The organism is Sphaerisporangium fuscum (assembly GCF_018531465.1).
GTDB lineage: Bacteria > Actinomycetota > Actinomycetes > Streptosporangiales > Streptosporangiaceae > Sphaerisporangium > Sphaerisporangium fuscum.
This window is the reverse complement of sequence record NZ_JAHDTF010000006.1, coordinates 100,365-125,416: the sequence shown is the minus strand read 5'-3', so window position 1 is coordinate 125,416 and position 25,052 is coordinate 100,365. Positions and strand designations below refer to the sequence as shown.

The following is a 25,052-nucleotide window of genomic DNA, read 5'->3' as shown; positions in this document are numbered from 1 at the left end:
GGTGCTCGCGGTGGTCAGGGGGTGTGGGCGGGGGTCGTGCTGGGGTGCGCGGCCTGGTCGGCGGTGGCGGGGGTGCGGGCGGGGCGCAGCATGATGAAGGCGACGGCGAAGGCGGCGACCATCAGGCCGGCGCCGACGGTGAAGGCCAGGCGGTAGCCGCCCGTCAGCGCCTGCGCGGTGCCGGCGCCGGCCGCCAGCAGGGCCTGGGTGCGGGAGGCGGCCAGGGTGGACAGCACCGCGACGCCTGCGGCCGCGCCGATCTGCTGGGTGGTGTTGAACAGCCCGGAGGCGAGGCCGGCGTCCTGCCGGCCGGCGCCTGACATGCCGAGCGTGGTCAGCGAGGGCAGGGCCAGGCCGAAGCCCGCGGCCAGCAGCATCACCGGCAGCAGGTCGGTGAGGTAGTGGGCGTGCACCGGGACGCGGGCGAGCAGCCCCAGTACGCCCACCAGCAGCGCGATCCCGGTGAGCAGGACGGCGCGGTCGCCGAAGCGGGCCGACAGGCGGGCCGACACGCCCAGCGACACCACGCCGATCATCAGGGCGGCCGGGAGCATGGCCAGGCCCGTGCCGGTGGCGTCGTAGCCGGAGACGTTCTGCAGGTAGAGGGCGAGGAGGATCTGGAAGGAGAACAGGGCGGCGACCATGAGGATCTGCACCAGGTTGGCGCCGGAGACGCTGGCCGAGCGCAGGATCCGCAGCGGCATGAGCGGCCTGGAGGCGGTGGCCTGGCGGACGAGGAAGGCGGCCAGCAGGACGGCGGCCGCGGCACCGAGGCCGAGGGTGTGCAGGGAGGTCCAGCCGTATTCCTCGATCTTGACGACGGTGTAGATGCCGAGCATGAGTCCTGAGGTGACCAGCGCCGCGCCGAGGACGTCCGCGCCGGCGGACAGGCCGAGGCCGCGCTCGGCGGGCAGCGAGGGGACGCCCAGGGCGAGGGCGGCCAGGCCGATGGGCAGGTTGATCAGGAAGATCCAGTGCCAGTTGAGGGCGTCGGTGAGGACGCCGCCGAGGACCTGGCCGATGGAGGCGCCGGCGGCGCCGGTGAAGCTGAACACCGCGATGGCCCTGCCGCGTTCGCCGGGCCGGGTGAACAGGGTGACCAGGATGCCCAGGCCCACGGCGGAGGCCATCGCGCTGCCGGCTCCCTGGAGGAAGCGGGCGGCGATCAGCAGGGCGGGGGTGGTGGCGGCGCCGGCCAGCAGCGAGGCGAGGGTGAAGGCGGCGGTGCCGAGCAGGAACATGCGCTTGCGGCCGAGGAGGTCGCCCAGGCGTCCGGCGAGCAGCAGCAGGCTGCCGAAGGCGATCAGGTAGGCGTTGACGACCCACGTGAGCCCGGCGGGGGTGAAGCCGAGGTCGGCCTGGATGGCGGGCATGGCGACGGTGACGATGCTGCCGTCCAGGACGGTCATCAGCAGCCCGGTGGCGATCACGCCGAGGGCCATGGGGCGTGAGCGCAGCGCGGAGGGAAGGGGCACGGTTTTCTCCTGTCGATCGGAGCGACAGAAGAACCGTAGCAGATAGTTTTGTTGTAGACGATCCTCTTCGGACCTAGTTGGCGCGCTGACGCGCCCGCCGTACGGGCTGGGGGCCCTCGGCGGGGAGGGCCAGGTGTCCGGTGACCAGGTGTTCCAGGGCGCGCAGGAAGACCTTGCGCTCCTCCTCGGGCAGGGCCTCCAGGGCCTCGCGGTGGACCCGGTCGACGATCTCCTGACTGGTGCGCGCCACCTCGGCGCCCCGCTCGGTGACCGCGATGACGCGGGCCCTCCGGTCGGTGCTGGAGGGGCGGCGCTCCGCCAGTCCGGCCTTCTCCAGGGCGTCGACGGTCACCACCATGGTCGTCTTGTCCATGTCGCCGAGCTCGGCGAGCTGGATCTGGGTGCGCTCCTCCTCCAGGGCGTGCACCAGCACGCAGTGCATGCGCGCGGTGAGCCCGATCTCCGCCAGCGCCGCCGTCATCCGCGTGCGCAGGACGTGGCTGGTGCGGTCGAGCAGGAACGACAGGTCGGGCTGGGTGCGCGAGGGTGCCATGGCGGTCATACCGCCAGCATAACCGTCCGCTTGCGGATAATCCGCTGACAGACATCCAGTGCGGGTGTCGCCCCGGCCGGCGGTCAGGGGGCGGGGTCGGGCGGCGCGGTCAGCATCGCGGCGGTGGCCTCTTCGACGATGTCGCGCATGGCGCGTTCGGCGGCGGCGGCGTCGCCCGCCTGGACGGCCTGGGCGACCTCGGCGTGCCACCGGATGGCGACGGGTTCGGGATGGTCGGGCATCAGATGGTGGTGGGTGCGCCCGGCGAGCACCTCGGCGACCACGCCGGACAGCGCGGCGAGCATCTCGTTGCCGGAGGCGGCCAGCAGGGTGGCGTGGAACAGGATGTCGGCCCGCAGGTAGGCCTCCAGGTCCCCCGACCTGCCGTGCACGGCCATCTGCATGACCGCCCCGGTGAGGACGCCGCACTGCTCGGGGGTGGCATGGTGGGCGGCGAGGGCGGCGGCCACCGGTTCCACGCCGCGGCGCAGGTCTCCCAGAAGGCGCAGCTGCTCCTCGCGGTCGCCGCCGTCCAGCCGCCAGCGGATGATGCGCGGGTCGAACAGGTTCCAGGCGGGGCGCGGGGCGACGGTGACGCCGACGCGGCGGCGGCTGGTGACCAGCCCCATCGACTCGAGGACGCGGATGGCCTCGCGGACCACCGAGCGTGAGACCCCGAAGCGCTCTTCGAGCTGCTCGATGCGCAGCACGTGGCCGGGCGGGAGCTCGCCCGAGGTGATCAGCACGCCGAGCCGGTCGAGGACGGTGCCGTGCAGCCCCGCACTGGTCTGGTCATTGGCCCCCATGGAGGCCAATACTCGCACGTTCCTCGCCTCAGGCCGTCCCGGACCGTAAAAGATATGATTAATCAGGGGTTACCTCTTGATTACGGATGATTATTCGTGCCACGCTGTCGCACAGTTTCGTCCGGGAGGACCGCCGATGAACCCTCAGCAACCCTCGCCGCCCGCTGCCCCCGACGGGCCGGGCCAAACCCCCGTCGCTCCCCTGCTGGTCGTCATGGGCGTCACCGGCTCGGGCAAGACCACCGTGGGCGCGGCCCTGGCGCAGCGCCTGCGGGTGCCGTTCGCCGACGCCGACGACTTCCACAGCGCCGCCAACATCGCCAAGATGTCGGCCGGCATCCCGCTGGACGACCACGACCGGCTGCCGTGGCTGCGCTCCATCGGCGTCTGGCTGGCCGAGCACGCGGCTCGCGGAGGCGTGGTCAGTTGCTCGGCGCTCAAGCGCTCCTACCGCGACGTGCTGCGCCGGGAGGCGCCCTCGGTCGGTTTCGTCCACCTGCACGGCGAGCAGGACGTGGTACGCCGCCGGGTGGCCGGCCGGCCCGGGCACTTCATGCCCGCCTCCCTGGTCGCCTCCCAGTTCGCCACCTTGGAGCCGCTGCAGGACGACGAGCGCGGCACCGTGCTGGACCTCACCCGCGGCGTCGACCGGCTCGTGGAGGACTACCTGGCGACCCCGCCGGCGATCCCGCCGCGCCGCGGCGAGGGCTTGGGGGAGGAACGGTGAACGTCGCCTCCCTGGCGGCGGCCGCGCCCGCGGCGGCCGCCACCGGCCGGCTGCTGCCCGCCGCGCTGGCCGGCATCGCCCTGATCGTCGTTCTGATCACCCGGCTGCGCCTGCACCCGTTCCTGAGCCTGACGCTCGGCTCGCTGACGGTGGGCGCGGTGGCCGGGGTGCCGATGACACAGACGATCACCAGCTTCAGCGACGGGTTCGGCGCCACCGCCGCCGGCGTGGGCACGCTGATCGCCCTGGGGGCGATGTTCGGCAAACTGCTGGCCGACTCCGGCGGCGCCGACGAGATCGTCGACACGATCGTCGCGCGCAGTGGCCCGCGTTCGCTGCCGTGGGCGATGGCCGCGGTCGGCGCCCTGGTGGGCCTGCCGATGTTCTTCGAGATCGGGCTCGTGCTGCTCATGCCGGTGATCTTCCTGGTGTCGCGCCGGTCGGGCCTGTCGCTGATCCGGGTCGGCATCTCCGCGCTGGCCGGCCTTTCGGTCATGCACGGGCTGGTGCCGCCGCACCCGGGGCCGCTGGTGGCCATCGACGCGCTCAAGGCCGACCTCGGCCTCACCCTCGGCCTGGGGGTGCTGGTCGCGCTGCCGACGGTGGCGCTGGCCGGGCCGCTGTTCTCCCGCTACGCCGCCAGATGGGTGGACGTGGCCGCGCCCGCCCCTGACGACTCCGGCGAGCGGGAGGAACGGGGACGGCGGCCGTCGTTCCCGGTGACGGTGGCCACCGTGCTGCTGCCGGTGGTGCTGATGATGGGCAAGGCGGTGGCCGACCTGGTCGTCGCCAAGGGCACCGCGGCGCGCACGGTGCTGGACTTCCTCGGCACGCCGCTGGTGGCGCTGCTCATCGCCGTCATCGTGGCGATCTTCACGCTGGGGCGCGGCGCCGGAATGGACCGCGGGGCGCTGGCGGCCACCTTCGAGCAGGCGCTGCCGCCGATCGCCGGGGTACTGCTCATCGTCGCGGCCGGCGGCGGGTTCAAACAGACCCTGGTCGACACCGGCATCGGCGCCCTGGTGGCCGACTGGGTTCGTCACAGCGGCCTTTCGGTGCTGCTCCTGGCCTGGGTGGTCGCGGTGCTGATCCGCCTGGCCACCGGTTCGGCGACCGTGGCCACGGTCACCGCCTCGGGCATCCTGGCCCCGCTGGTGACCACCCTGGACCGCGGGGAGACCTCGCTTCTGGTACTGGCCGTGGGGGCGGGGTCGCTGTTCCTGTCGCACGTCAACGACGCGGGGTTCTGGCTGGTGAAGGAGTACTTCGGGGTGAGCGTCGGACAGAACCTCAAGACCTGGTCGGCGATGGAGACCGTGATCTCGGTGACCGGCCTGGTGCTGGTGCTGGCACTGGACATAGTGGTGTGAAAGGTGCGACTCGCGCATGTTAGCCTCGAGGCGCACCGCCCCCGGCGTCCTCCGCCAGGGGCGCGGCCGGTGACGATGAACATGAAACGGGGGGCGACGGCGCCGTGGACATCGAGCAGACCGCGCTGCCCGGCATCGGTCTCAAGCACGAGTTCACCACCCAGTCCGGACGCCGGATCGCGGTCGTCTCCCACCGCACCGGCCGCCGCGACCTCGTGCTGTACGACAAACACGACCCCGATCGGGCGTGCGAGGCCGTGCAGCTCAACGACGAAGAGGCCGACGCCCTGGTCGAACTGCTCGGCGCCCCCCGCATCGTGCAGCGCCTCAACACCTTGCACCGCGAGGTGGAGGGCCTGGTCAGCGTGCAGCTGCCCATCCCCGCCGGCTCACCCTACGCCGGACGGCCGATGGGGGACGCGCGGGTGCGCACCCGCACCGGCGCGTCCATCGTCGCGGTGGTGCGCGGCGGGCAGGTCCACGCCAGCCCCTCCCCCGACTTCGTCCTGACCGCCGGCGACGTGGTGGTCGTGGTGGGCAGCCGCGAGAGCACCGCCGCCGTCGCCGACATCTTCTCCCAGGGGTAACCCCGCTTGCACACTGCCGCCGTCTTCATCGAATTGGGCGCCATCATCTGCGCCCTCGGCGTGCTCGGAGCGCTGGCGTTGCGCGCCGGCATCTCCCCCATCCCGCTGTACCTGGTGGCCGGACTGGCGTTCGGCAAGGGCGGCATCCTGCCGCTGGCCACCAGCGAGGAGTTCATCTCCATCGGCGCGGAACTGGGCGTGGTGCTGCTCCTGCTCACGCTGGGGCTGGAGTACAACGCCTCCGAACTTCTGACCAGCCTGCGCGGCAACGCCCGCGGGGGCCTTGTGGACCTGGTGCTCAACGCCGCCCCCGGCGCCGCGGCGGCCCTGCTGCTCGGCTGGGGGCCGGTGGCGGCGGTGGCGATGGCCGGGGTCACCTACGCCACCTCCTCGGGCATCACCGCCAAGGTGCTGTCGGATCTCGGGTGGCTGGGCAACCGCGAGACCCCGGTGGTGCTGTCGCTGCTGGTCTTCGAGGACCTGACCATGGCGCTGTACCTTCCGGTGCTGACCGCCGTGCTGGCCGGAGTGAGCCTGGCCGCCGGCGCGGCCACCGTCGCCATCGCGCTGGCCACCGTGAGCGTGGTACTGGTGGTGGCGCTGCGCTTCGGCCGGGTGATCGAGGCCTTCGTCGCCAGCCCCAACTCCGAGGTGCTGCTGCTGAAGGTGGTGGGGCTGGCGCTGCTGGTGGCGGGAGTGGCGCAGAAGCTGCAGGTGTCGGCGGCGGTCGGGGCGTTCCTGGTCGGCATCGCGCTGTCGGGCGAGCTGGCCCACGAGGCGCGGGCCCTGCTGATCCCGCTGCGCGACCTGTTCGCCGCGGTGTTCTTCGTCTTCTTCGGGCTGCAGACCGACCCGGCGGCGATCTGGCCGATGGCGGGGGTGGCGGCGCTGCTGGCACTGGCCGGCATGGTGACCAAGCTGGGGGCCGGCGCCTACGCCGCGCGGCGCGCCGGGGTGGCGCGAGCCGGTCAGGCCAGGGCCGGGATCGCGCTGATCCCGCGCGGAGAGTTCAACATCGTCATCGCCGGGCTCGCGGTGGCGGCCGGCGCGCATCCCGACCTCGGGCCGCTGGCGGCGGGGTACGTGCTGATCCTGGCGGCCTTCGGGCCGCTGGCGGCGCGGCTGCTGCAGCCGCTGATCACGCTGGTCGCCCGGCGCGGCTGACCGCGGAGCCGGGCGTCCTGGCCCTGTGACCTGGGTAGACAGTCGTTATGGGCGATTTTGTGATGGATATCCAGGCGTTGCGGAACCGGGCGCGGGCGGAGATCGACAAGGGGCCGGTCACGGAGGCCTACGGCGCCGACCTGCCGAGAGTGATCGAGGTGTGCAACGAGGCCCTGGCCACCGAGATCGTGTGCGTGCTGCGGTACAAGCGGCACTACTACACCGCCAAGGGCATCCACGCCGAACCGGTGGCCGCCGAGTTCGCCGAGCACGCCGCCGACGAGCAGCGGCACGCCGACCTGCTGGCGGCGCGGATCGCCCAGCTGGGCGGGGATCCCGACTTCGACCCGGCGCGGCTGAGCTCACGCGCGCACACCGAGTACGACGCCAGCACCAACCTGATCGACATGATCAAGGAGGATCTGGTGGCCGAGCGGGTCGCCATCGCCTCCTACACCGAGATCGCCCAGTGGCTGGGCGACGGCGACCCGACGACCAGGCGGCTGTTCGAGCAACTGCTGGCCGACGAGGAGGACCACGCCGACGACCTGGCCAACCTCCTGACCCGCCTGCCCGCCGAGACCGGCGCACAACCACCGGCATGAGCGCCCGGGAGCGCCCCTTCGGTGCTCATGGACTGCGGTGCTGGTGCTGCTCGGGCAGGTGACCGTCCGGGTGCACCCACAGCAGGACGTTGCCCGGCCGCGAGGTGCCCATCTGCTCCCACTGCCGCCGGAAGAACGTGAGGACCTGCCGGTCGGAATGGCGCAGGCTGAAGTGGGTCAGGACGAACAGCGTCCGCGGGTGGGCCTCGACCACGGGTCGCAGCCGGCTCCAGACCGTGTGCCCGACGCGTTCCGCGCGCTCCAGTTCGGTGTCGTCGAGGAAGGTGCATTCGGTGATGACGACCGGGTAGTCGAACAGCCACGGGTTCCGTCCGAACACGTTCACGTGCGTATCCCCGAGGAAGGCGAACAGCGGTCGCCGGATCTCGTCCTCGACCGCGATCCCCTCCGCGCGTTTCCGCGCCATGATGCGTCCGAACTCACCGGCTCTGCCCTGCTCTACCAGGGACCGGCGCAGCTGTTCGAACTCCGGCCGTAGCGCCTTGCTTCGCTGGGAGAAGGCGTATCCCACGCAAGGCACCTTGTGCTCGCACTCCACCACCCGCACGTGGTGTCCCCGGCGTCCGAAGCCGAACTCGTCGCCGCCCCGCACACCGTGCAGGCGATGGCCCGCCGCCAGGGCGGGGTCGAACCCCGCTCCGTGGTTGAGTTCCGCGGATGCGCGTATGTAGGACTCCGCGTACGGCACCGCCTCGGCCGGCAAGTAGATGTCGGTCCCGGAGGGGTTGGCGGCCAGGTGGTCGAGGTCCTTGCTGTGGTCGTGGTGGGTGTGGGTCAGGAAGACCGTGTCCACCTGCCGTCCTTCGCACAGCCCCGCGTCGAGGCTGCACCGCAGCTCGGGGATGTGGAAGAACGTCTTGTCGTTCGCGCGGGAGTAGCCGGTGAGGGTCAGCTCTGTGCCGGGTATCCGCCAGGTCTTCCACTGCCGGAACGGGTGTCCCCGCTCCAGGCGCGGGGGGTGGTCCGCTTGAGTCATCAGTCGGTCGGTCTCCTCGGATCGGCCAGGCGGCATTGCAGCATCGAACGGTAGCGGTCGCGCCGCGCCGCCTCGGGCGGCTCATCGGCCCCGACCGGACACGACGGGCCTGACTCGTCACCGATCACGGCACTCCTCCAAGACGCTCGGGGCGTCGTCCACCGAGGACGAGGCCCGTCCGAAACGCGCCCGGAGTCGCCGGTACGCCTGAGCTCCCGCAGAACCTTCGCACAACGCCGCCGGAAGGGGCCACCGGAATTCGGATCTAGACGCAGGCGGCGGCCGCCGCGGTGGCCTCGCGGTGTTCGGGCAGATGGATGAGCCGCCAGGCGATCAGGGCGCCGGCGATGTAGGCGGCGCCGACGAGGAGGAACGAGAGGGCCGCTCCGGTGGTCCAGTCCGGGGTGAGGGCCAGGACGGCGCCGATGGCGGCGATGCCGATGAGAGACCCGATCTGCCTGTTGGCGTTGAGGACCGAACCGGCGGTGTTGGAGTGCCGCGTGCCCGCCGCGTTCACCATGGCCGCCGTCATGGCGGGAGAGATGATGCCGCCCGCGACGCTGGTCAGCCCGAGGGCGATGCCGAGCATCCAGTACGGGGTGGCGGGCGAGAGGGCGGCCAGGGCCAGCGAGGCGGCCCCCGCGACCAGGAAGGACACGGCGAGGAGCGGGCCGGTCGCGACGCGGCCGGAGACGCGGGCGAAGATGATGTTGCTGAACGGGATGAAGATCGTGAGAGGCAGGATCTCCAGCCCGGCCCGGAGCGGGGTCGCGCCGCGGGCGTGCTGGACGTACAGGCCGACCATGAAGAGCGAGCCGTAGAACGCGGCGTTGAACAGGAAGCCCACGGCGTTGGCGCCGGCGAAGCGGGCGCCGCGGAACAGCGTCCAGGGCATCACCTGGTTGTCCGTGCGGCGCTCGTGGCCGATGAGCAGGACGGCGGCGAGTGCCGCGGCGGAGATGGCGCCGATCACCGGGGCCGCGGCCCAGCCGAGCTGCGGTCCTTCGATCAGCGCGAAGCTGATGCCGGCCAGCAGGATGATGACGGCGGCGTGCCCGGGGGCCGCCAGCGGCCGGGCGTCCCCTTCGGACCGGGCGATGTGCCGGTGGGTGAGGAGCATGCCCGCGATGCCGACCGGCAGGTTGATCAGGAAGATGCTCGGCCAGCCGAACGCGCCGACCATGACGCCGCCGACCGTCGGGCCCAGCGCCAGCGACGAGGAGACGATCGCCGACCAGACGCCCAGCACCTTGGTGCGTTCGCGCGCGTCCGGGAAGGCCCGCACCAGCAGCGCGAGCGAGCTCGGCATGAACAGCGCCGCCCCGGCCCCCTGGAGGAGCCGCGCCGCGATCAGGACCTCGATGCCCGGTGCCAGCGCGGAGGCCAGCGACGCGACGGCGAAGATCCCCATGCCCCACATGTAGACCCGTCTCGCGCCGACCCGGTTCGCCAGGCCGCCGGCCAGCATCAGCAGGGCGGCGAAGGTGAGGACGTAGCCGTCCACGGCCCAGGTGAGCTGGGAGAGGGAGGCGTGCAAGCGGTCCTGGATCGTGGCCCCGGCGACCTGCATCACGGTGGTGTCCAGGCTCGCCATGACGAACCCGGCGGCCAGCGCCGTGATCCTCATCGTGGACATGATCGACCTCGCATTCCAGAGGTAAATGGACAGGTTTCGTCCGGATGCGGACGCTACTGCAAGCGGATGGGATCTGTCCACATAAATCGGACTGGTTCGGTCCACTTACTGCTAGGCTGGCCATATGACAGCAGTGCCTGCGGTGGACCGGCTCCTGGACGACGGTTCGGGCCGACGTCCGCGCGCCGATGCCCGGCGCAACCTGGAACGCCTCGTCGTCGCCGCCCGTCAGGCCGCCGCCGAGGGTGGAGAGATCACCGCCCACGAGATCGCGCGCCGCGCCGGCGTGGGCATCGGCACGTTCTACCGCCGGGTCGGCTCCCCCGAGGTCCTGCTCAAGGCCGTACTCGGCGAGGTGCTGGAGGAGATCGTCGCCAAGGGCGACGAGGGGATGGCCGATCCGGACCCCTGGGCGGGCTTCGCGACGTTCGCCCTCTCTTACATCCGCCTCCGCAACGAGCTGTGCGACGTCAACAAGCGCCTCGGCGACGTTCTGGACCACTCCCGAGCCGAACTGCGCGACCGCATCCAGGCCCTGGTGGAGCGAGCCCAGCGGGCCGGAGTGATGCGTGCGGACGTGACCTGGGAGGACGTGGCGTTCCTCATGGTCGCCGCGTCCTCCACCGGGCCCCACACCCTGGGCCTCCAGGCGGGCGCCCGCCAGTGGGACCGCAACCTCCAGGTCGTCCTGGACGGCCTGCGCACCCCCGACCCCGGCCCTCTCCCCGGCGAACCGCCCGCCCTGGCCCCCTGACCACGGCAGGCCTTACCGCCGGGTGGCCGCGAGGGAAGCTCTGACGCATGTCGATCTTGGTCCGGCCCGCCGAACGCGGGGACGTGCCCGCTCTCGTCCGGCTGCGCGTCGCCAACGCCGAGCTGCACGTCCAGCTCGCACCCCACCTCTACCGGGTGCCCGACGCCGAAGCGGTGCGCAGGCACTTCGAGGAGGTGATCGAGAAGATCAGTGTGCGGCGGAGCGGAAGGTGGAGCGGGCCCCAAGCTGCTCGAGGCGGTGGAGTTCCGCTCCAGCGACGAGGTGTTCCAGCCGGTCATGGACGCCCTGGCGCTGCTGGACCGTTACGCCGGCTCACGACGCCGAGCACTACGACGCTGCGGAGAGGTTGCCGCTGGAGCATGTGGTGCCCGAGGACTGGCGGGAGGCGGTACTCGATCCCGGCCACCGGCCTGATCGACCGCTACCGCCAACGGCTGTCCCGTTGTTCCCCAACCCGGGCTACTGAGCGTTCACGGGCGGTTCCGAAGCGGCGGCCGGGGCCGGTTTCGCTCCGGGTTTGCCGCGCAGCGGCACCTCCTTGATGAACGCCGCGGCGGCGAATCCGGCAGCCGCGATGAGCGCCCCGACCAGGAAGATGTGCTGGGTTCCGTCGACGACCACGTGCTGGTAGGCGTCCTTGGCTGCGTGGGTCATGCCCGCGAGCGTCGGGATGTCGGCGTGCGTAGCGGCGCCAGAGCCTGCCGCGCCCGGGTGGTGGGCCTGGATGGCGTCGGTGAACAAGGAGCCGAAGATCGCGACGCCCAGGGAGCCGCCCAGGGTCCGGAACAGGTTCGTCGAGGCCGAGGCGGCGCCCATGTCCCGCAGCTCCACGCTGTTTTGCGCAATGGTGTTGGCCATCTGCAGCGTGAACCCGGTGCCGATGCCGACTAGGGCCATGTACGCGCCGGTCACGGTCCGGGAGGTGGTCGCGTCCATGGTGGAGAGCAGTCCCATGCCGATGGCGAGCGAGGTCGTGCCCAGGACAGGGAAGAGCTTGGGTCCTGGTCATCAGCTTGCCGGCGATGTTCGAGGCGAAGACGGTGCCGCCCATCATCGGCAGCAGGAGCAGGCCGGAGTTGGTGGCCGAGGCGCCCTGCACGGTCTGCTGGTATAGCGGTAGGTAGAGCGTGCCGCCGAACATGACCACGCCGGCGACGGTGAGCAGCACCGCGGCCAGCGGGAAGTTGCGGTGACCAGTGAAGATCCTCAGCGGTAGGAGCGGCTCGGCGGCGCGCTGCTGTGCGGCGATGAAGGCGATGAGCCCGGTCACAGCGACCGCGGCGAGGGCCAGGATCTGCCACGAGCCCCAGGCGTAGGTGCTGCCCGCCCAGGTCGCGGCCAGGACGATCGCACTGATGACGGCGGTCATCAGGGTGATGCCCAGCCAGTCGATCACCACCTTGCCGCGGTGGGCCGACGGCACGCGCAGCAGCAGCTGGCACCACACGATGCAGATCAACCCGATGGGCAGATTGATGTAGAAGGCCCAGCGCCAGCCGAGGTGTCCGGTGATGAAGCCGCCCACCAGCGGACCGCCGATGCTGCCGGTCGCCATGACAATGGCGACCATGCCCTGGTACCTGCCGCGTTCCCTGGGCGGCAGCAGCGCGCCGATCAACGCGAACGCCCCCGCGCCGAGTCCGCCGGCGCCGAGGCCCTGCACAGCGCGGAAGGCGATCAGCTCGTTCATCGTCGAGGCCATGCCGGACAGGGCCGAGCCGGTAAGGAAGACCACGATCGACGCCAGGAACATGTACTTGCGGTCGTACAGGTCGCCGAGCTTGCCCCAGACCGGGGGTGGAGCAGGCGGTGGTGAGCGTATAGGCCGTCACCACCCAGGAGATACGGTCGAGACCGCCGATCTCCTTGACGATGGTGGGCATGGCGGTGCCGACGATCAGCCCGTCGAGCTGCGAGAGCAGCATTGCCAGCAGGACTCCGAGCAGGACCCACCGGATGTTCTCGGGCACGGCAGGCTCGGGCGGGCCGCCGGCGGTGGGGGCCGCGGGCGCAGACATGGCGACCACTCCTTTCAAACCTGGTGAGGACGTGTGTGGCAGGGGGCGGCCGCAGGCATCAGGCCGTCTGGGCCGTGCCCATACGGTTCAGTGCTCGGATACGGCCGCGCCCCGGCGCCAGATGGCACGGATGGACAGGCTCTCGTCGATCCGGATCGTCGGGTCGCCGTCGACTAGGAGCAGGTCGGCGCGCGCCCCGGGCGCGATCCGGCCGCGGTCGGAGAGGCCGAAGCGACGGGCGGGGACGCTGGTCGCCGCGCGCAGCGCCTCGACGGGAGTGAGCCCCGCCTTGACCAATAGTTGGAGTTCGTGGTGAAGGCTCGCGCCGTGGACGACGCCGCCGTGCGAGGGCACCGGGATGGACGCGTCAGTGCCGGCGATGATGTCGACGCCGGCATCGCGCAGCGCGGCGACGCTCGCCAGGACGTCGTCCGGCTTGCCCTCGGGGTACTTGTTGAAGCTGCCACGCAGGGTCGCGAGCCACGACTCGGTCAGCCGGGAACTCACCCGCGGGTCGGCGGCCAACGCCATGCCGGTGCCGCCCATGACCGACGAGCTGACCACCAGGCACGGGGTGACGAAAATGCCGGCGTCCGCGATGGCGGAGACGATCTCCGGGGTGTGCGGCCGGTCGATGAACAGGTGGGCCAGCCCGTCCACGCCGACCTCGATGGCCTGCACGGTGGACTCCAGGGTCATCGCGTGCGCGATGACCTGCCTGCCCAGCCGGTGCGCTTCGGCCACCCCGGCCCGCAGCGTCTCGGTGCTGATCATCGGCAGGCCGGGGTGGCCCATCACGGTGCCCTCCTCGATCATGACTTTGATGTAGTCGGCGCCTTCGGCGACCCGGGCGTTGACGAAGGCCACGGCCTCCTCGGGTGTCGAGACCGACGGAGGGGTCCAGCCCTGCCCGCCGGGCCGGTGCTCGTTCAGCTCGGCGATCAGCTCGTGCGGGTGGCCGCCAGGGGCCATGAGTCCGAGCAGCGCGGAGCGCACGTCCGCGATCGCGTCGTTCTCCTCAATCTCTTTGCGCTGCTCGGGCGTCCAGTAGCCCTGCATCTCCAATTCGGTGGTCACCCCGAAGCCGAGTGCGATGCGCAGCGCCTCGAACGAGCTGTGGACGTGGCCGTCGATCAGGCCAGGAAGCAGCGTGGCGCCCTCGGCGTCGACGACGCGCGCGTCTCGCGGCGGCTCCTGCCCGACCGTGACGATCTGCGATCCCTCGATGCCGACGCTGTGGGCCTCCAAAACGCGCTCACCGTCGAAGACGCGGGCGTTGGTGATGTAAGTGGACATTATGGCTCCAGGGCAGACGGTGCGGACTGTTCGTCGGATGTCGGATCCGCTGCGACCTGGCGCGCCCAAGAACTCTGCGGCGGCGGCTCGGCAGGAAACCCGGCAGGCGTGCAGAGAACGTAGCAAACATGTTCGCAACGAACAAGTTCGTTCATGCCTCACCTCGGCCGGAGGGGCATGCGTGCAGGTCGTCCGGAGGGAGATAGGCCGAGGTGGACGTGGTCTCCCACGCCGGTCACGAACATTGTTCGGCCAGTACAGCGCGGTCTTCTTGGAATTCAACGGACGACTGCCGGAGCCTGCCCGCTTCTGTCGGCGGCCCAGCGTAAAGCTGTGCACCGATGGGGGCCTTAGCCCTCGCCCCGCCTTGTTGGCAACGAACACGTTCGATATGTTGTGGATGTGTCAACCACCAGCTCAACTCCGCGCAGCCGCCGCGAACGTCCCGCCAAACCCGCCCTTTCTGTTCCGGGAATCGTTGCTGCCGCAGTCAAGATCATGCGGAGCGAAGGGCTCGAGCGCGTCACGATGCGGCGCCTCGCCCAGGAGCTCGACACCGGACCCGCCTCGCTCTACGTCTACTTCCGCAACACCGCCGAGCTGCACGCTGCGGTCCTCGACGAACTGCTCAGCGAAGTCGACCTCACCTCCGCCGCAGCCCAGGGCGACTGGCGCGAGCGCCTCCTGCAGATCCTGAGCTCGTACATCGAGGTGTTGTACGCCCATCCGAGCCTGGCCCGTTCCGCCCTTGTGGCGCGGCCGCGCGGCGAGCACTACCTCTATCTCGTCGAAGGGCTGCTGAGCGTCCTGCGAGAGGGAGGCATGGACAACGAACGCGCAGCCTGGGCCCTCGACCTGCTGCTGCAGTTCGCAACGACCACCGCCGCCGAGCACGGCACCCGACGCCAGGCCCCCGAAACGCGCGAGGAGTGGGCCGCATTCACCCGAGCCCTGCGCTCGGCCGGACCAGACCGATATCCCCACATCGCCGCCGCCGCCGACGAACTGGTGTCGGGCACCCCGCAAACACGCCTCAGGTGGAGTTTCCTCGTCCTGCTCAACGGAATCCTCACGGCCCCTGCCCCGGACACGATGGGCCGCCCAGCCGACTGAGCCCCACCGGGAGTTCACCGCACGCCAGCGACTCCCAGCGATAAACGACGCGAGTGAACGTCGGGGAAGCGCAGCTCCCGGCCGGTCCGTGAATGGTGCTCAGCCGATCAGTCCCGAGTCGTGACAGCTACGAAACGATCTCGAGGCGTTACTCACGGCTACTTCTCATCTGGTCGCATCGACCCGAGTGGAGGGCCTTCAGTGGGGTGCGATGCCGTCCAGGGCTATGGCGATGAACCGCCGCCAGTCCCCCACGGCGCCCCGGCTGATCATCGCCAGCGCGCCGACCAGCATGTAGAGGTCGTCCACCGTGATGTCGGGGCGGACGGTGCCGTCGGCGTGCCCGCGCCTGATCAGCGTGTCCCCGATGGCCAGCAACTCGGTCGCCAGGGGCCCGCGCGGAGCGGTGGAGCCGAACGTCGCCTCGATCGCCCCGGACAGGCCGCGGCCCTTCTGGTGGATCTCGGCCACATGGGTCAGCAAGCAGGTCAGGGCCGCCCGGGTGTCGGGGTTGGGCAGGCACTCGCTCTCGGCGAAGCCGAGGATCTCGCTGAAGCGCTGGTCGGCGACCGCCTCGACCAGGGCCTGACGGGTCGGGAAGTGCCGGTAGAGGGTGCCGACGCCGACCTGCGCCGCCCTCGCCACCTCCCCCATCTGCACCTGGTCGCCGTGCTCGGCGAACAGATCGACGGCGACCTCCAGAAGGCGGGCGCGATTGCGCTCGGCGTCGCTGCGCGGCCTGGCCATGTGCTCCTCTTTCCCGGAATCGGATTCCGGATCACACCCTAGTCGGCGTTGACAGTCTCCCGGACGCTCACTTAGCTTAAGCGGAATCGGATTCCGAATCACATTCCGAAGGGTCCCACATGTTCAAGGATCGCTTCTTCCTGCTGGACGCCGGCGCCTCCCGTCCCACCCGCGTGCCCCTGCCGCCGTCGATGAGCGTGAAGGCCGGGACCGCCGACACCGAGGGGCGGTTCTCCCTGATGGAGTACCGCGGTGACGGTCACATCCCCGCCCACGTCCACGACACCTTCGACGAGCTGGTGTACGTGCTGGACGGTGACCTGGGCATCGACTTCGACGGCGACACCCACCACCTCACCGCCGGGGCGTTCGCGCTGGTCCCGCGCGGCGTCACGCACGCCATGCGCAACCTCGGGCCGGACGGCTCCACCGTGCACGCCCTGCAGTTGTCCGCGCCGGGCGGCTGGGAGCGCTACGTCGAGGACGTGTGCGAGGCGGGCGAGGCCGATGGGCTGATGCTCCCCGGCGGACGGCCCGACCGGCAGAAGTTGAACGAACTGGGCAAGCCGTACGGCATGCGCTACCACCTGGGGCAGGACGACCCCGCCGAGTGGGGCGACAAGAGCCGGTTCCACCTCCTGCGACAGGGACAGGTGAGGCCCGGGCGCGTCGCCGTCCCGCCCGCGTTCGCCGTCAAGGCGCGCACCGAGGACACCGACGGCCTGATCTCCCTGTTGGAGGTGACCGTCGCCCAGCCCGTCCCGCGCCACACCCACCACGTCGCCGACGAGTGCATCTACGTGGTCGGTGGCGTCCTGGAGATCGACTTCGACGGGGAGACGCACCGGGCCGGTGAGGGGCGGTTCGTCCTGCTTCCGCACGGCGTCCCGCACGCGATCCGCCCCGGTTCCACCCCACCGCCCAAGGTCATCCAGATCTCCTCGCCCGGCGGCTGGGAGTGCGTGGTGGAGGCCCTCATCGAGCATCGGACCGAGGTGAGCCAGGGCGGCCGCTTCGACCCGGCGGCACTCAACCGCTACACCCGCCGCCACCACGTCGTCTACGAGGAGAACGCCTGACCCGCCAGGCCGCCCTCATCGACAGGAGGGGCGCTAGTGCGGCCAGGTCCAGTCGCGGATCTCCGGGACGTCCTCGCCGTGCTCCCGCGTGTGGGCGCGGGCCCGCATGCGGGCGTCGGCCATCTGCTGGCGCAGGTGGGCGCACCGCTCGCCCAGGCCGGGCACCCGGTCGATAACGTCCATGACCAGGTGGAAGCGGTCGATGTCGTTCATCATCGCCATGTCGAACGGCGTGGTCGTGGTGCCCTCCTCCTTGTAGCCGCGCACGTGCAGGTTGTCGTGCCCGTTGCGGCGGTAGGTGAGGCGGTGGATCAGCCACGGGTAGCCGTGGAAGTTGAAGATGACGGGCTTGTCGGTGGTGAACAGCGCGTCGTAGGCGACGTCGGTCAGGCCGTGGGGATGTTCGGAGCGGGGTTGCAGCCGCATCAGGTCGACGACGTTGACCACCCGCACCCTCAGCTCCGGCAGGTGGCGGCGCAGCAGGTCGGCGGCGGCGAGGGTCTCCAGGGTGGGCACGTCGCCGGCGCAGGCCAGCACCACGTCCGGTTCGCTCCCCTCGTCGGTGGAGGCCCACGGCAGGATGCCGAGCCCGCGGGCGCAGTGCACCACGGCGTCCTCCATGGGCATCAGGTCCAGCACCGGGTGCTTGCCGGCGACCACGACGTTGACGTAGTCGCGCGAGCGCAGGCAGTGGTCGGCCACCGACAGCAGGCAGTTGGCGTCCGGAGGCAGGTAGACCCGCACCACGTCGGACTTCTTGTTCACCACCACGTCCAGGAAACCGGGGTCCTGGTGGCTGAACCCGTTGTGGTCCTGCCGCCAGACGTGCGAGCTGAGCAGGTAGTTCAGCGAGGCGACGGGACGGCGCCAGAAGATCTTGCGGGAGGATTCCAGCCACTTGGCGTGCTGGTTGAACATCGCGTCCACGATGTGGATGAACGCCTCGTAGGAGGTGAACAGCCCGTGCCGCCCGGTGAGCAGGTAGCCCTCCAGCCAGCCCTGGCACAGGTGCTCGCTGAGCACCTCCATCACCCGCCCCTGCGGGCCGAGGTGGACGTCGGTGGGCAGCAGTTCGGCCTCCCACACCCGGTCGGTGACCTCCAGCACCGCCCCCAGCCGGTTGGACTCGACCTCGTCGGGCCCCATGAGCCGGAAGTTGGCCGGGTTGGCGGCGACCACGTCGCGCAGCAGGCCGCCGAGCAGCCGGGTCGGCTCGGTGGTCGCGGTGGCCGGCGCCTTGACCTCCACCGCGTAGTCGCGGAAGTCGGGCAGTACCAGCGGCTTGAGCAGCTCGCCGCCGTTGGCGTGCGGGCTGGCGCTCATGCGGCGCGGCCCCTCGGGCACCAGGGAGCGGACGGGCTCCACCGGCCGTCCCTGCTCGTCGAACAGCTCCTCAGGCCGGTAGGAGCGCATCCACTCCTCAAGGGCCTTCAGGTGGGCGGGATTCTCGCGGACGCCGCTGAGCGGCACCTGGTGGGCGCGCCAGGTGCCCTCCACCGGCAGCCCGTCGACCTCTTCGGGGCCGGTCCATCCCTTGGGGGTGCGCAGCACGATCATCGGCCAGCGGCGGTCGTCGCCGGCCTTGACCTCGGCGATCTGGTCGAACACCACATCCAGGGTCTCGGCCATCAGCCGGTGGGTGGCGGCCGGATCCCGCCCCGACACCAGGTGCGGCCGGTAGCCGTAGCCGCGCATCAGCTCCAGCAGCTCGCCCTCGGGGATGCGGGCCAGCACCGTCGGGTTGGCGATCTTGTATCCGTTGAGGTGCAGGATCGGCAGGACGGCGCCGTCCTTGGCGGGGTTGAGGAACTTGTTGGAGTGCCAGCCGGTGGCCAGCGGGCCGGTCTCGGCCTCGCCGTCGCCGACGACGCACGCCACCACCAGGTCGGGGTTGTCGAAGGCGGCGCCGTAGGCGTGGGCCAGGGAGTAGCCGAGCTCGCCGCCCTCGTGGATCGACCCGGGAGTCTCGGGGGCGGCGTGGCTGGGGATGCCGCCGGGGAAGGAGAACTGGCGGAACAGCCGCCGCATCCCCGCCTCGTCCTGGGAGACGTAGGGGTAGATCTCCGAGTAGGTGCCCTCCAGCCAGGCGTGGGCGACCGTCGCCGGGCCGCCGTGCCCGGGACCGGCGACGTAGATCATGTCCTGGTCGCGCCGGCTGATCACCCGGTTGAGGTGGGCGAAGCAGAAGTTCAGGCCCGGGGTGGTGCCCCAGTGCCCGAGCAGGCGCGGTTTGATGTGCTCGGGCCGCAGCGGCTCGGTGAGCAACGGGTTGTCGAGCAGGTAGATCTGCCCGACCGACAGGTAGTTGGCCGCGCGCCAGTAGGCATCGATTCGCTCCAGCTCATCCATGCCTACGAGGCTTCCCGTCTGGCGGAGGATATGCCAGAGACCTAGGTCCCTACCTCCGCCGCCGCCGGGCAGGGCCGTTCTCCCCTCCGCCGCGCGGCGTGGACGGAGTGGGTGGTCAGGTGCCGGTCAGGGCGCCGTCGAGGGCGGCGGTCACCTGGGTGAGCATGCGGCGCATCTGGCGCAGTTCGTCCTCCCCCAGGCCGGTGGCGGCCAGGATCCGCGCGGGGACCTGGACGGCACGGCGGCGCAGCCCCTCGCCCTGCGGGGTGAGGCGGACGCGCACCGACCGCTCGTCGCGCACGTCGCGGTCGCGGCGCACCAGCCCCGCGGCCTCCATGCGTTTGAGCAGGGGCGACAGGGTGCCGGAGTCCAGGCGCAGCGCGGCGCCGAGCTCCTTGACGCTGACCGGCCCCTGCTCCCACAGCACCAGCATCACCAGGTACTGGGGGTAGGTCAGGCCGAGGTCGCCGAGCTCGCGCCGGTAGACCCCGTCCATGGCGCGCGACGCGGCGTGCAGGGCGAAGCAGACCTGGTTGTCCAGCCGTAGCAGCTCGTCCTCCTCCATGCCCGAATCCTACAACTTGACCGCCCGCCATTCAGTTGTGCACAATTCAATTGTTGTCCACCGAAAGGGGTGCCCTGTGAGCACGCTCTACACCGCCATCGCCACCGCCTCCGGCCGGGACGGCCGCGCCGTCTCCTCCGACGGGCTGCTCGACGTCACCCTCGCCCCGCCCAAGGAGCTCGGCGGGACCGGGCGGGGCACCAACCCCGAGCAACTGTTCGCCGCCGGGTACGCCGCCTGCTTCGCCAGCGCCCTGGGCCTGGTCGCCCGGCGGATGAAGCTCGACGCCTCACACGCCTCGGTCACCGCCGAGGTCGGGCTCGCCCAGAACGATCAGGGCGGGTTCGGGCTCAGCGTCACCCTGCGCGTCGAGCTTCCCGACGAGCTGCACGGCGAGGCCGGGCGTTCGCTGGTGGAGGCGGCCCACCAGGTCTGCCCCTATTCCAACGCCACCCGCGGCAACATCCCGGTCGAACTCGTCGTGGAGTGAGGCTCACCCCGTCAGCACGGTGAGGTCCGCGGCGAAGTCGCGGTCCAGGGGGAACACCGGCCGCGCCAGGCGCTGGTACGGCAGCCGCGGCAGATCCTGGTCGACGCCGCCCGGCGTCAGTGCCAGCAGCCAGTCGCCGGCCGCCTCGAACAGCTCGGGCTCCAGGTAACCGATCTTCACCACCACCAGGTCGACCTCGGCGACGTCGACCCCGAGCCGGGCGTAGGAGGCCAGCTCGCGGTACTGCATGCGGCGGGAGGTGAGGAACACGCTCAGCCCGCCGACGCGCACGCTCACGCACCGCCCGCCGTCGGGGTCGTCGGCGACCGCCTCGAGCACGCCCTCCAGCAGCAGGGGGCCGGGGTCGCGCGAGTCGATACGGCCGCCGGCACGCACCCGGACCGGCGAGCCGGGCGGCAGGGCGGCGACCTGCTCGACGGCCTCGGGGTCGACCAGCGAGGCGTACACCGCGCGGACCCGGCCGTCGCGGATCGGCGGGCGGGCCAGCGTCCGCTCCAGGGCATAGGTGACGTCGTCGGCGCCGCCGGCGCCGGGGTTGTCACCGGAGTCGCTGATGAAGAACGGCCGCCGGGCGGGGTCGTCGGCCGCCGCCAGCGCCCGGTCCAGGCACTCGTCCATCGAACCGGTGGGCGCGACGAACGCGAAGTCCTCGCGCGCCGCCCAGAAGTGCTCGCCGAGCTCGCGGGCCGCCTTCTCGGTGGCGGCGGCGTCGGTGCCGGTGACGACGACCGCGCCGCGGCAGCGGGGCTCGTCCGCCCAGGCGAAGCCGATCCAGATCGCCGCGTCGATCACGCCGGGCCGGGACTCGATCTCGGGGATGCGCGCGTACAGCTCCCGGGCGGGGTCGACCCTGGTGCTGGTCATCTCACCCGGCAGCAGGATCGGCACGTGGACCAGGGCCTTGTGCGGCCGCCGCTCCTCGCGCAGCGCCTGGACGAGGTTGCGCGCCGCGCGTTCACGCGTCTCCCACACATCGACGTGAGGCGCGGTGCGGTAGCAGGTGAGCAGGTCGCAGCCGTGGAACAGCGTGGGCGAGACGTTGCCGTGCAGGTCCATGGCGGCGGAGACGAACGGCTGCGGCCCGATCGCCGAGCGGACGGCGGTGATCAGGTCGCCTTCGGCGTCGTCGCGCCCGACGACGCTCATCGCGCCGTGGATGTCCAGCAGCATGCCGTCGACGGGGCCGGCCGCGGCCAGCCCGTCGACGATCTCGGTGCGCCAGGCGTCGTAGGCGGCCGGGTCGACGGCGCCGCCGGGCAGCGCCCGCGCGTGCACCAGGGGCAGCCACTCCACCTCGCGCGCCCACGGCGCCGACAGCCAGTCGTAGCGGGCCAGCAGCGCCTCACCCCGGGTGACCTCGAAGTCGCCGGCGCCGCTCAGGTGGGGGGAGAAGGTGCTGGATTCGATGTGGACGCCGCCGATGGCGATGCGCAGGGGACGGGGCACGGGCAGGGGCTCCTTCAGGCGGGGAGGACGTGGACGGCGGCGCAGACCAGATGCCCCAGGCCCGCCAGGGCGGCATCCGGGCCCGCGACGCTGGCCTCGATGGACAGGGACTGGGTCACCGACGGCAGGCACCGCTCGTAGAGCATGCCTCGCGCCGCGGCCACATAGACGTCCAGGCTGGACAGCGCTCCGCCGATGACGACGGCATCGGGGCTGAGGAAGTTGACCAGCCCCGACAGGGCGACGCCGAGCAGCCGGCCGGCGTTGCGCACCATCGTGACCGCGGCCGGCTCGGCGTCGTCGGCGGCGGCGATGACATCGCGGGTCGTGCTCACCGGCAGCCCGAGCCGCTGCAGTTCCCGGGCCAGCGCGGCGCCGCTGGCCACGGTCTCCAGGCAGCCGCGGCTGCCGCACGAGCAGTGACGCTCACCGCTGTCGGCGACGCGCACGTGGGTGACGTCCCCGCTCAGCCCGCGGCCGCCGCGGTGGATCTGCCCGCCGGTGACCAGGCAGCCGCCGATGCCGGTGCCGACCTTGACGTAGATCATGTCGCCGGTGTCCCGGCCGCGGGTGCTGTGCTCGCCCATCGCGGCCGCCTTGGCGTCGTTCTCGACGACCACGGGGACCTCGAAGCGCTCGGCGAGCGCGGTGCGGGCGTCGAAACCGTTCCAGCCCGGCATCCGGGCCGGGCCGGCCAGCCGCCCGCTGGGGAACTCCACCGGCCCCGGCAGCGCCATGCCGACGCCGAGCAGCGGCTGTCCCGGGGCGGCGTCGGCCCGGGCGGCGCTGAACGCGGCGGCGACGACCTCGAAGACCTCCTTGGGGCCCGCGGCGATGTCGATGGCGATCTCCTCGGCGGCCAGCAGCCTCCCGTCGGGCAGGCACAGGCCGACGCGGGCGTGCCGGGCGCCGAGCTCGGTGACCGCCAGGACGCCCCCCGCGTCACGCAGCCGCAGGATGCGGGGCCGGCGCCCGCCGGTGGAGCGGCCCACCCCCTCCTCCAGGATGGTCCCCTCCTCCAGCAGGCGCCGCACGACGTTGGAGACGGTCGAAGGGGCGACCTTCAACGTGTCGACGAGGTCGGCGCGGGAGACGGCCTCGCCGCTGGCCAGCAGCTTGAGGGTCTGCTCACGCAAGGTGTCGGGGATCTCCGACATGCCTCTCCTTCTCGCGGTCGTCGCTGCCGCACGGCCTCGACCTGACGATTGCCGGGCGCGGGCTTCCATCATGGAGCATCGCCGCACCATCGAAGCATGTCTGGCAACTTAGCCGCCAATCCGAAAAAAGTCACCGAAATAAAGTGAAGTAACTTCGTTGACTTGCAACATGCACATCTATACATTCTCCGCATCCGATCGCAGCCCGCCCGAACGAAGTCCAGGGCGCGTGCACGTCAATCGAGGAGACCCATGCGGAGCACATTCCAGCGGCGCGCACTGCGAGGCGCGGCGGCGGTGACCGGCGCGGCCGCCATCGCGTTGGGCCTGGCCGCGTGCAGCGGCGGCGCCGCGCCCAAGAGCGGCGCCGCCCAGGGCGGGAGCCAGGGCAAGGACACCGTCACCGTCGCCCTGCGGACCCCCAACTGGATCCTGCCGATCTCGGCCCCCGGATTCACCCAGGGCGAGAACGCCATCTTCGGGGCGGCGCAGTACCGCCACCTGTACGAGTACCGGCTGGACGGCACGGCCCAGTACAACATCGACCCCGAGCGCTCGATGGCCGAGCCGCCGCAGGTCAGCGACGGCGGCAAGACGCTGACGATCACCCTGAAGGACAACACCTGGTCCGACGGCAAGCCCGTCACCACCCGCGACGTGCGGTTCTGGTACAACCTGGTGACCGCGAACAAGGACAAGTGGGCGTCCTACCGGCCGGGCGGCTTCCCCGACAACATCGCCGACTTCACCGTCAAGGACGACAAGACCTTCTCCCTGACGACCAAGAAGCCGTACAACACCGCCTGGTTCGTCGACAACCAGCTGAACCGCATCGTGCCCCTCCCCCAGCACGCCTGGGACAAGGACTCCGCCACCGGCCAGGTCGGCGACCTCGACCTCACCCCCGACGGCGCCAAGAAGGTCTTCGCGTTCCTCACCGCCGCCTCCAAGGACCCCAAGAGCTACGCCACCGACCCGCTGTGGCAGGTCAACAGCGGCGCCTGGAAGCTGGAGAAGTACGTGCCGAACGGCGAGGTCGTCCTCGCCGCGCGCCCGAACTACTCCGGCTCCGACAAGCCCAAACTGTCCAAGGTGGTGCTGCGGCCGTTCACCGGGGACGACGCCGAGTTCAACGTCCTGCGCGCCGGCGGCATCGACTACGGATACATCCCCCCGGCCAACATGTCGCAGCAGAAGTACCTGGAGTCCAAGGGGTACAAGGTCTCGCCCTGGTACGGGTGGTCCATCACCTACCTGCAGCTGAACTACAACAACCCCAAGTCGGGGCCGTTGTTCAAGCAGCTGTACCTGCGCCAGGCGATGCAGATGCTCATCGACCAGCCCACGATCAGCAAGGTCATCTGGGCGGGCATGGCGGCGCCGACCTGCGGGCCCGTGCCCGCCAAGCCGGACGCCATCGGGACCGGCGCCGGGTGCGTCTACTCCTTCGACCCCGCCAAGGCCAAGCAGCTGCTGGAGGCCCACGGGTGGAAGGTGACCCCCGACGGGCAGACCACCTGCGAGAAGCCCGGCTCCGGGCCCGACCAGTGCGGTGAGGGCGTCGCCGCCGGCACGCCCCTGTCCTTCACCGTCACCAGCCAGACCGGCTTCGCCGCGACGAGCAAGATGTTCGCCGAGATCAAGTCGCAGATGGCCAAGCTCGGCATCGTCCTGACCGTCAAGGAGGTGCCCGACTCGGTGGCGGTCACCCCGATGTGCAAGCCGTCGGAGTCGAGCTGCTCGTGGGACATGTCCTTCTTCGGCTCCCAGGGCAGCTGGTACTTCCCGGCCTTCGCCAGCGGTGAGCGGCTGTTCCAGACCGGCGCCCCCGTCAACCTGGGCAGCTACAGCAACCCCGAGGCCGACAAGCTCATCGACGCCACGCAGTTCTCCGCCGACGACACGGCGCTGAAGGCCTACAACGACCTGCTGGCCAAGGACCTGCCGGTGCTGTGGATGCCGAACCCGGTGTACCAGATCTCCGCCTACAACGCCGGCCTGCAGGGTGTCGACCCGCAGGACCCGATGAACAACATGTTCTTCCAGGACTGGTCCTGGAAGAGCTGAGCCGGCGAC

Annotated in this window: 22 protein-coding genes and 1 pseudogene; 10 read left to right on the top strand and 13 right to left on the bottom strand. The window is 71.1% G+C overall.

The genetic code is table 11. The features are described 5' to 3' along the window. Positions 1–14: 14 nt before the first annotated feature. The 3 genes from KIK05_RS09615 to KIK05_RS09605 all read right to left on the bottom strand — a co-directional run bounded on the left by KIK05_RS09615 (position 15) and on the right by KIK05_RS09605 (position 2,834). A complete protein-coding gene (locus KIK05_RS09615) occupies positions 15–1,475 on the bottom strand; it encodes an MFS transporter (RefSeq protein WP_308249838.1) in 1,461 nt (486 codons plus the stop codon). Between the two features lie 73 nt (positions 1,476–1,548). Next, a complete protein-coding gene (locus KIK05_RS09610) occupies positions 1,549–2,037 on the bottom strand; it encodes a MarR family winged helix-turn-helix transcriptional regulator (protein WP_214410252.1) in 489 nt (162 codons plus the stop codon). Positions 2,038–2,111: 74 nt separating this feature from the next. Further along, entirely contained in the window at positions 2,112–2,834 is a 723-nt protein-coding gene (locus tag KIK05_RS09605; protein WP_214410251.1) for a FadR/GntR family transcriptional regulator, read from the bottom strand. A 136-nt stretch (positions 2,835–2,970) separates the two neighbouring features. Here KIK05_RS09605 and KIK05_RS09600 point away from each other — a divergent pair, with 136 nt between their 5' ends. The 5 genes from KIK05_RS09600 to KIK05_RS09580 all read left to right on the top strand — a co-directional run bounded on the left by KIK05_RS09600 (position 2,971) and on the right by KIK05_RS09580 (position 7,287). Beyond that, complete coding sequence (locus KIK05_RS09600) at positions 2,971–3,561, top strand: gluconokinase (RefSeq protein ID WP_214410250.1); 591 nt, start codon at positions 2,971–2,973, stop codon at positions 3,559–3,561. Further along, a complete protein-coding gene (locus tag KIK05_RS09595) occupies positions 3,558–4,931 on the top strand; it encodes a GntT/GntP/DsdX family permease (protein WP_214410249.1) in 1,374 nt (457 codons plus the stop codon). Before KIK05_RS09600 ends, KIK05_RS09595 begins: the two co-directional genes overlap by 4 nt. A gap of 104 nt (positions 4,932–5,035) precedes the next feature. Further along, complete coding sequence (locus tag KIK05_RS09590) at positions 5,036–5,518, top strand: cation:proton antiporter regulatory subunit (protein WP_214410248.1); 483 nt, start codon at positions 5,036–5,038, stop codon at positions 5,516–5,518. 6 nt (positions 5,519–5,524) lie between these two features. Then, entirely contained in the window at positions 5,525–6,682 is a 1,158-nt protein-coding gene (locus KIK05_RS09585) for a cation:proton antiporter (RefSeq protein WP_214410247.1), read from the top strand. Between the two features lie 47 nt (positions 6,683–6,729). Continuing rightward, complete coding sequence (locus KIK05_RS09580; RefSeq protein ID WP_214410246.1) at positions 6,730–7,287, top strand: ferritin-like domain-containing protein; 558 nt, start codon at positions 6,730–6,732, stop codon at positions 7,285–7,287. A 25-nt stretch (positions 7,288–7,312) separates the two neighbouring features. On the opposite strand, the gene KIK05_RS09575 is transcribed toward KIK05_RS09580, so the two are convergent. Both KIK05_RS09575 and KIK05_RS09570 read right to left on the bottom strand, forming a co-directional pair. Beyond that, entirely contained in the window at positions 7,313–8,284 is a 972-nt protein-coding gene (locus tag KIK05_RS09575) for an MBL fold metallo-hydrolase (protein WP_214410245.1), read from the bottom strand. Positions 8,285–8,549: 265 nt separating this feature from the next. After that, positions 8,550–9,911, bottom strand: coding sequence for an MFS transporter (locus KIK05_RS09570; RefSeq protein WP_214410244.1), 1,362 nt, complete (start codon positions 9,909–9,911; stop codon positions 8,550–8,552). A gap of 133 nt (positions 9,912–10,044) precedes the next feature. Between KIK05_RS09570 and KIK05_RS09565 the strand changes: the two genes are divergently transcribed. Beyond that, a complete protein-coding gene (locus tag KIK05_RS09565; RefSeq protein ID WP_214410243.1) occupies positions 10,045–10,674 on the top strand; it encodes a TetR/AcrR family transcriptional regulator in 630 nt (209 codons plus the stop codon). A gap of 480 nt (positions 10,675–11,154) precedes the next feature. On the opposite strand, the gene KIK05_RS46735 is transcribed toward KIK05_RS09565, so the two are convergent. The 3 genes and pseudogenes from KIK05_RS46735 to KIK05_RS09555 form a co-directional block, all read right to left on the bottom strand. After that, positions 11,155–11,631: a hypothetical protein gene (locus KIK05_RS46735; RefSeq protein WP_250562606.1), complete on the bottom strand. Its 477-nt coding sequence runs from the start codon at positions 11,629–11,631 to the stop codon at positions 11,155–11,157. 118 nt (positions 11,632–11,749) lie between these two features. After that, a pseudogene (locus KIK05_RS46730) lies at positions 11,750–12,448 on the bottom strand (MFS transporter); the annotation flags it as partial. A 352-nt stretch (positions 12,449–12,800) separates the two neighbouring features. Further along, the gene (locus KIK05_RS09555) at positions 12,801–14,009 is read right to left on the bottom strand and encodes an amidohydrolase family protein (RefSeq protein WP_250562512.1); all 1,209 of its coding nucleotides are present in this window, start codon (positions 14,007–14,009) and stop codon (positions 12,801–12,803) included. Between the two features lie 396 nt (positions 14,010–14,405). On the opposite strand from KIK05_RS09555, the gene KIK05_RS09550 reads away from it, so the two are divergent. Further along, positions 14,406–15,122, top strand: a complete 717-nt coding sequence (locus tag KIK05_RS09550; protein WP_308249837.1) for a TetR/AcrR family transcriptional regulator — start codon at positions 14,406–14,408, stop codon at positions 15,120–15,122. A 198-nt stretch (positions 15,123–15,320) separates the two neighbouring features. On the opposite strand, the gene KIK05_RS09545 is transcribed toward KIK05_RS09550, so the two are convergent. After that, a complete protein-coding gene (locus KIK05_RS09545) occupies positions 15,321–15,869 on the bottom strand; it encodes a TetR/AcrR family transcriptional regulator (protein ID WP_214410241.1) in 549 nt (182 codons plus the stop codon). A gap of 119 nt (positions 15,870–15,988) precedes the next feature. On the opposite strand from KIK05_RS09545, the gene KIK05_RS09540 reads away from it, so the two are divergent. After that, entirely contained in the window at positions 15,989–16,948 is a 960-nt protein-coding gene (locus tag KIK05_RS09540; protein ID WP_214410240.1) for a cupin domain-containing protein, read from the top strand. Positions 16,949–16,981: 33 nt separating this feature from the next. Here KIK05_RS09540 and KIK05_RS09535 read toward each other — a convergent pair whose 3' ends face one another. Continuing rightward, positions 16,982–19,297 (bottom strand): phosphoketolase family protein, encoded by a 2,316-nt coding sequence (locus KIK05_RS09535; protein WP_214410239.1) that lies wholly within the window; start codon positions 19,295–19,297, stop codon positions 16,982–16,984. 115 nt (positions 19,298–19,412) lie between these two features. After that, a complete protein-coding gene (locus tag KIK05_RS09530; protein WP_214410238.1) occupies positions 19,413–19,862 on the bottom strand; it encodes a MarR family winged helix-turn-helix transcriptional regulator in 450 nt (149 codons plus the stop codon). A 76-nt stretch (positions 19,863–19,938) separates the two neighbouring features. On the opposite strand from KIK05_RS09530, the gene KIK05_RS09525 reads away from it, so the two are divergent. Further along, positions 19,939–20,352: an organic hydroperoxide resistance protein gene (locus tag KIK05_RS09525; RefSeq protein WP_308249836.1), complete on the top strand. Its 414-nt coding sequence runs from the start codon at positions 19,939–19,941 to the stop codon at positions 20,350–20,352. Between the two features lie 3 nt (positions 20,353–20,355). Here the strand turns inward: KIK05_RS09525 and KIK05_RS09520 are convergent, their stop codons facing one another. Both KIK05_RS09520 and KIK05_RS09515 read right to left on the bottom strand, forming a co-directional pair. Then, positions 20,356–21,819, bottom strand: coding sequence for a M81 family metallopeptidase (locus tag KIK05_RS09520; RefSeq protein ID WP_214410236.1), 1,464 nt, complete (start codon positions 21,817–21,819; stop codon positions 20,356–20,358). Between the two features lie 14 nt (positions 21,820–21,833). After that, on the bottom strand, positions 21,834–22,976 hold the full coding sequence (locus KIK05_RS09515; protein ID WP_214410235.1) for an ROK family transcriptional regulator: 1,143 nt from the start codon (positions 22,974–22,976) through the stop codon (positions 21,834–21,836). A gap of 252 nt (positions 22,977–23,228) precedes the next feature. Between KIK05_RS09515 and KIK05_RS09510 the strand changes: the two genes are divergently transcribed. Beyond that, a complete protein-coding gene (locus tag KIK05_RS09510) occupies positions 23,229–25,043 on the top strand; it encodes a peptide ABC transporter substrate-binding protein (protein ID WP_214410234.1) in 1,815 nt (604 codons plus the stop codon). Positions 25,044–25,052: the final 9 nt, after the last annotated feature.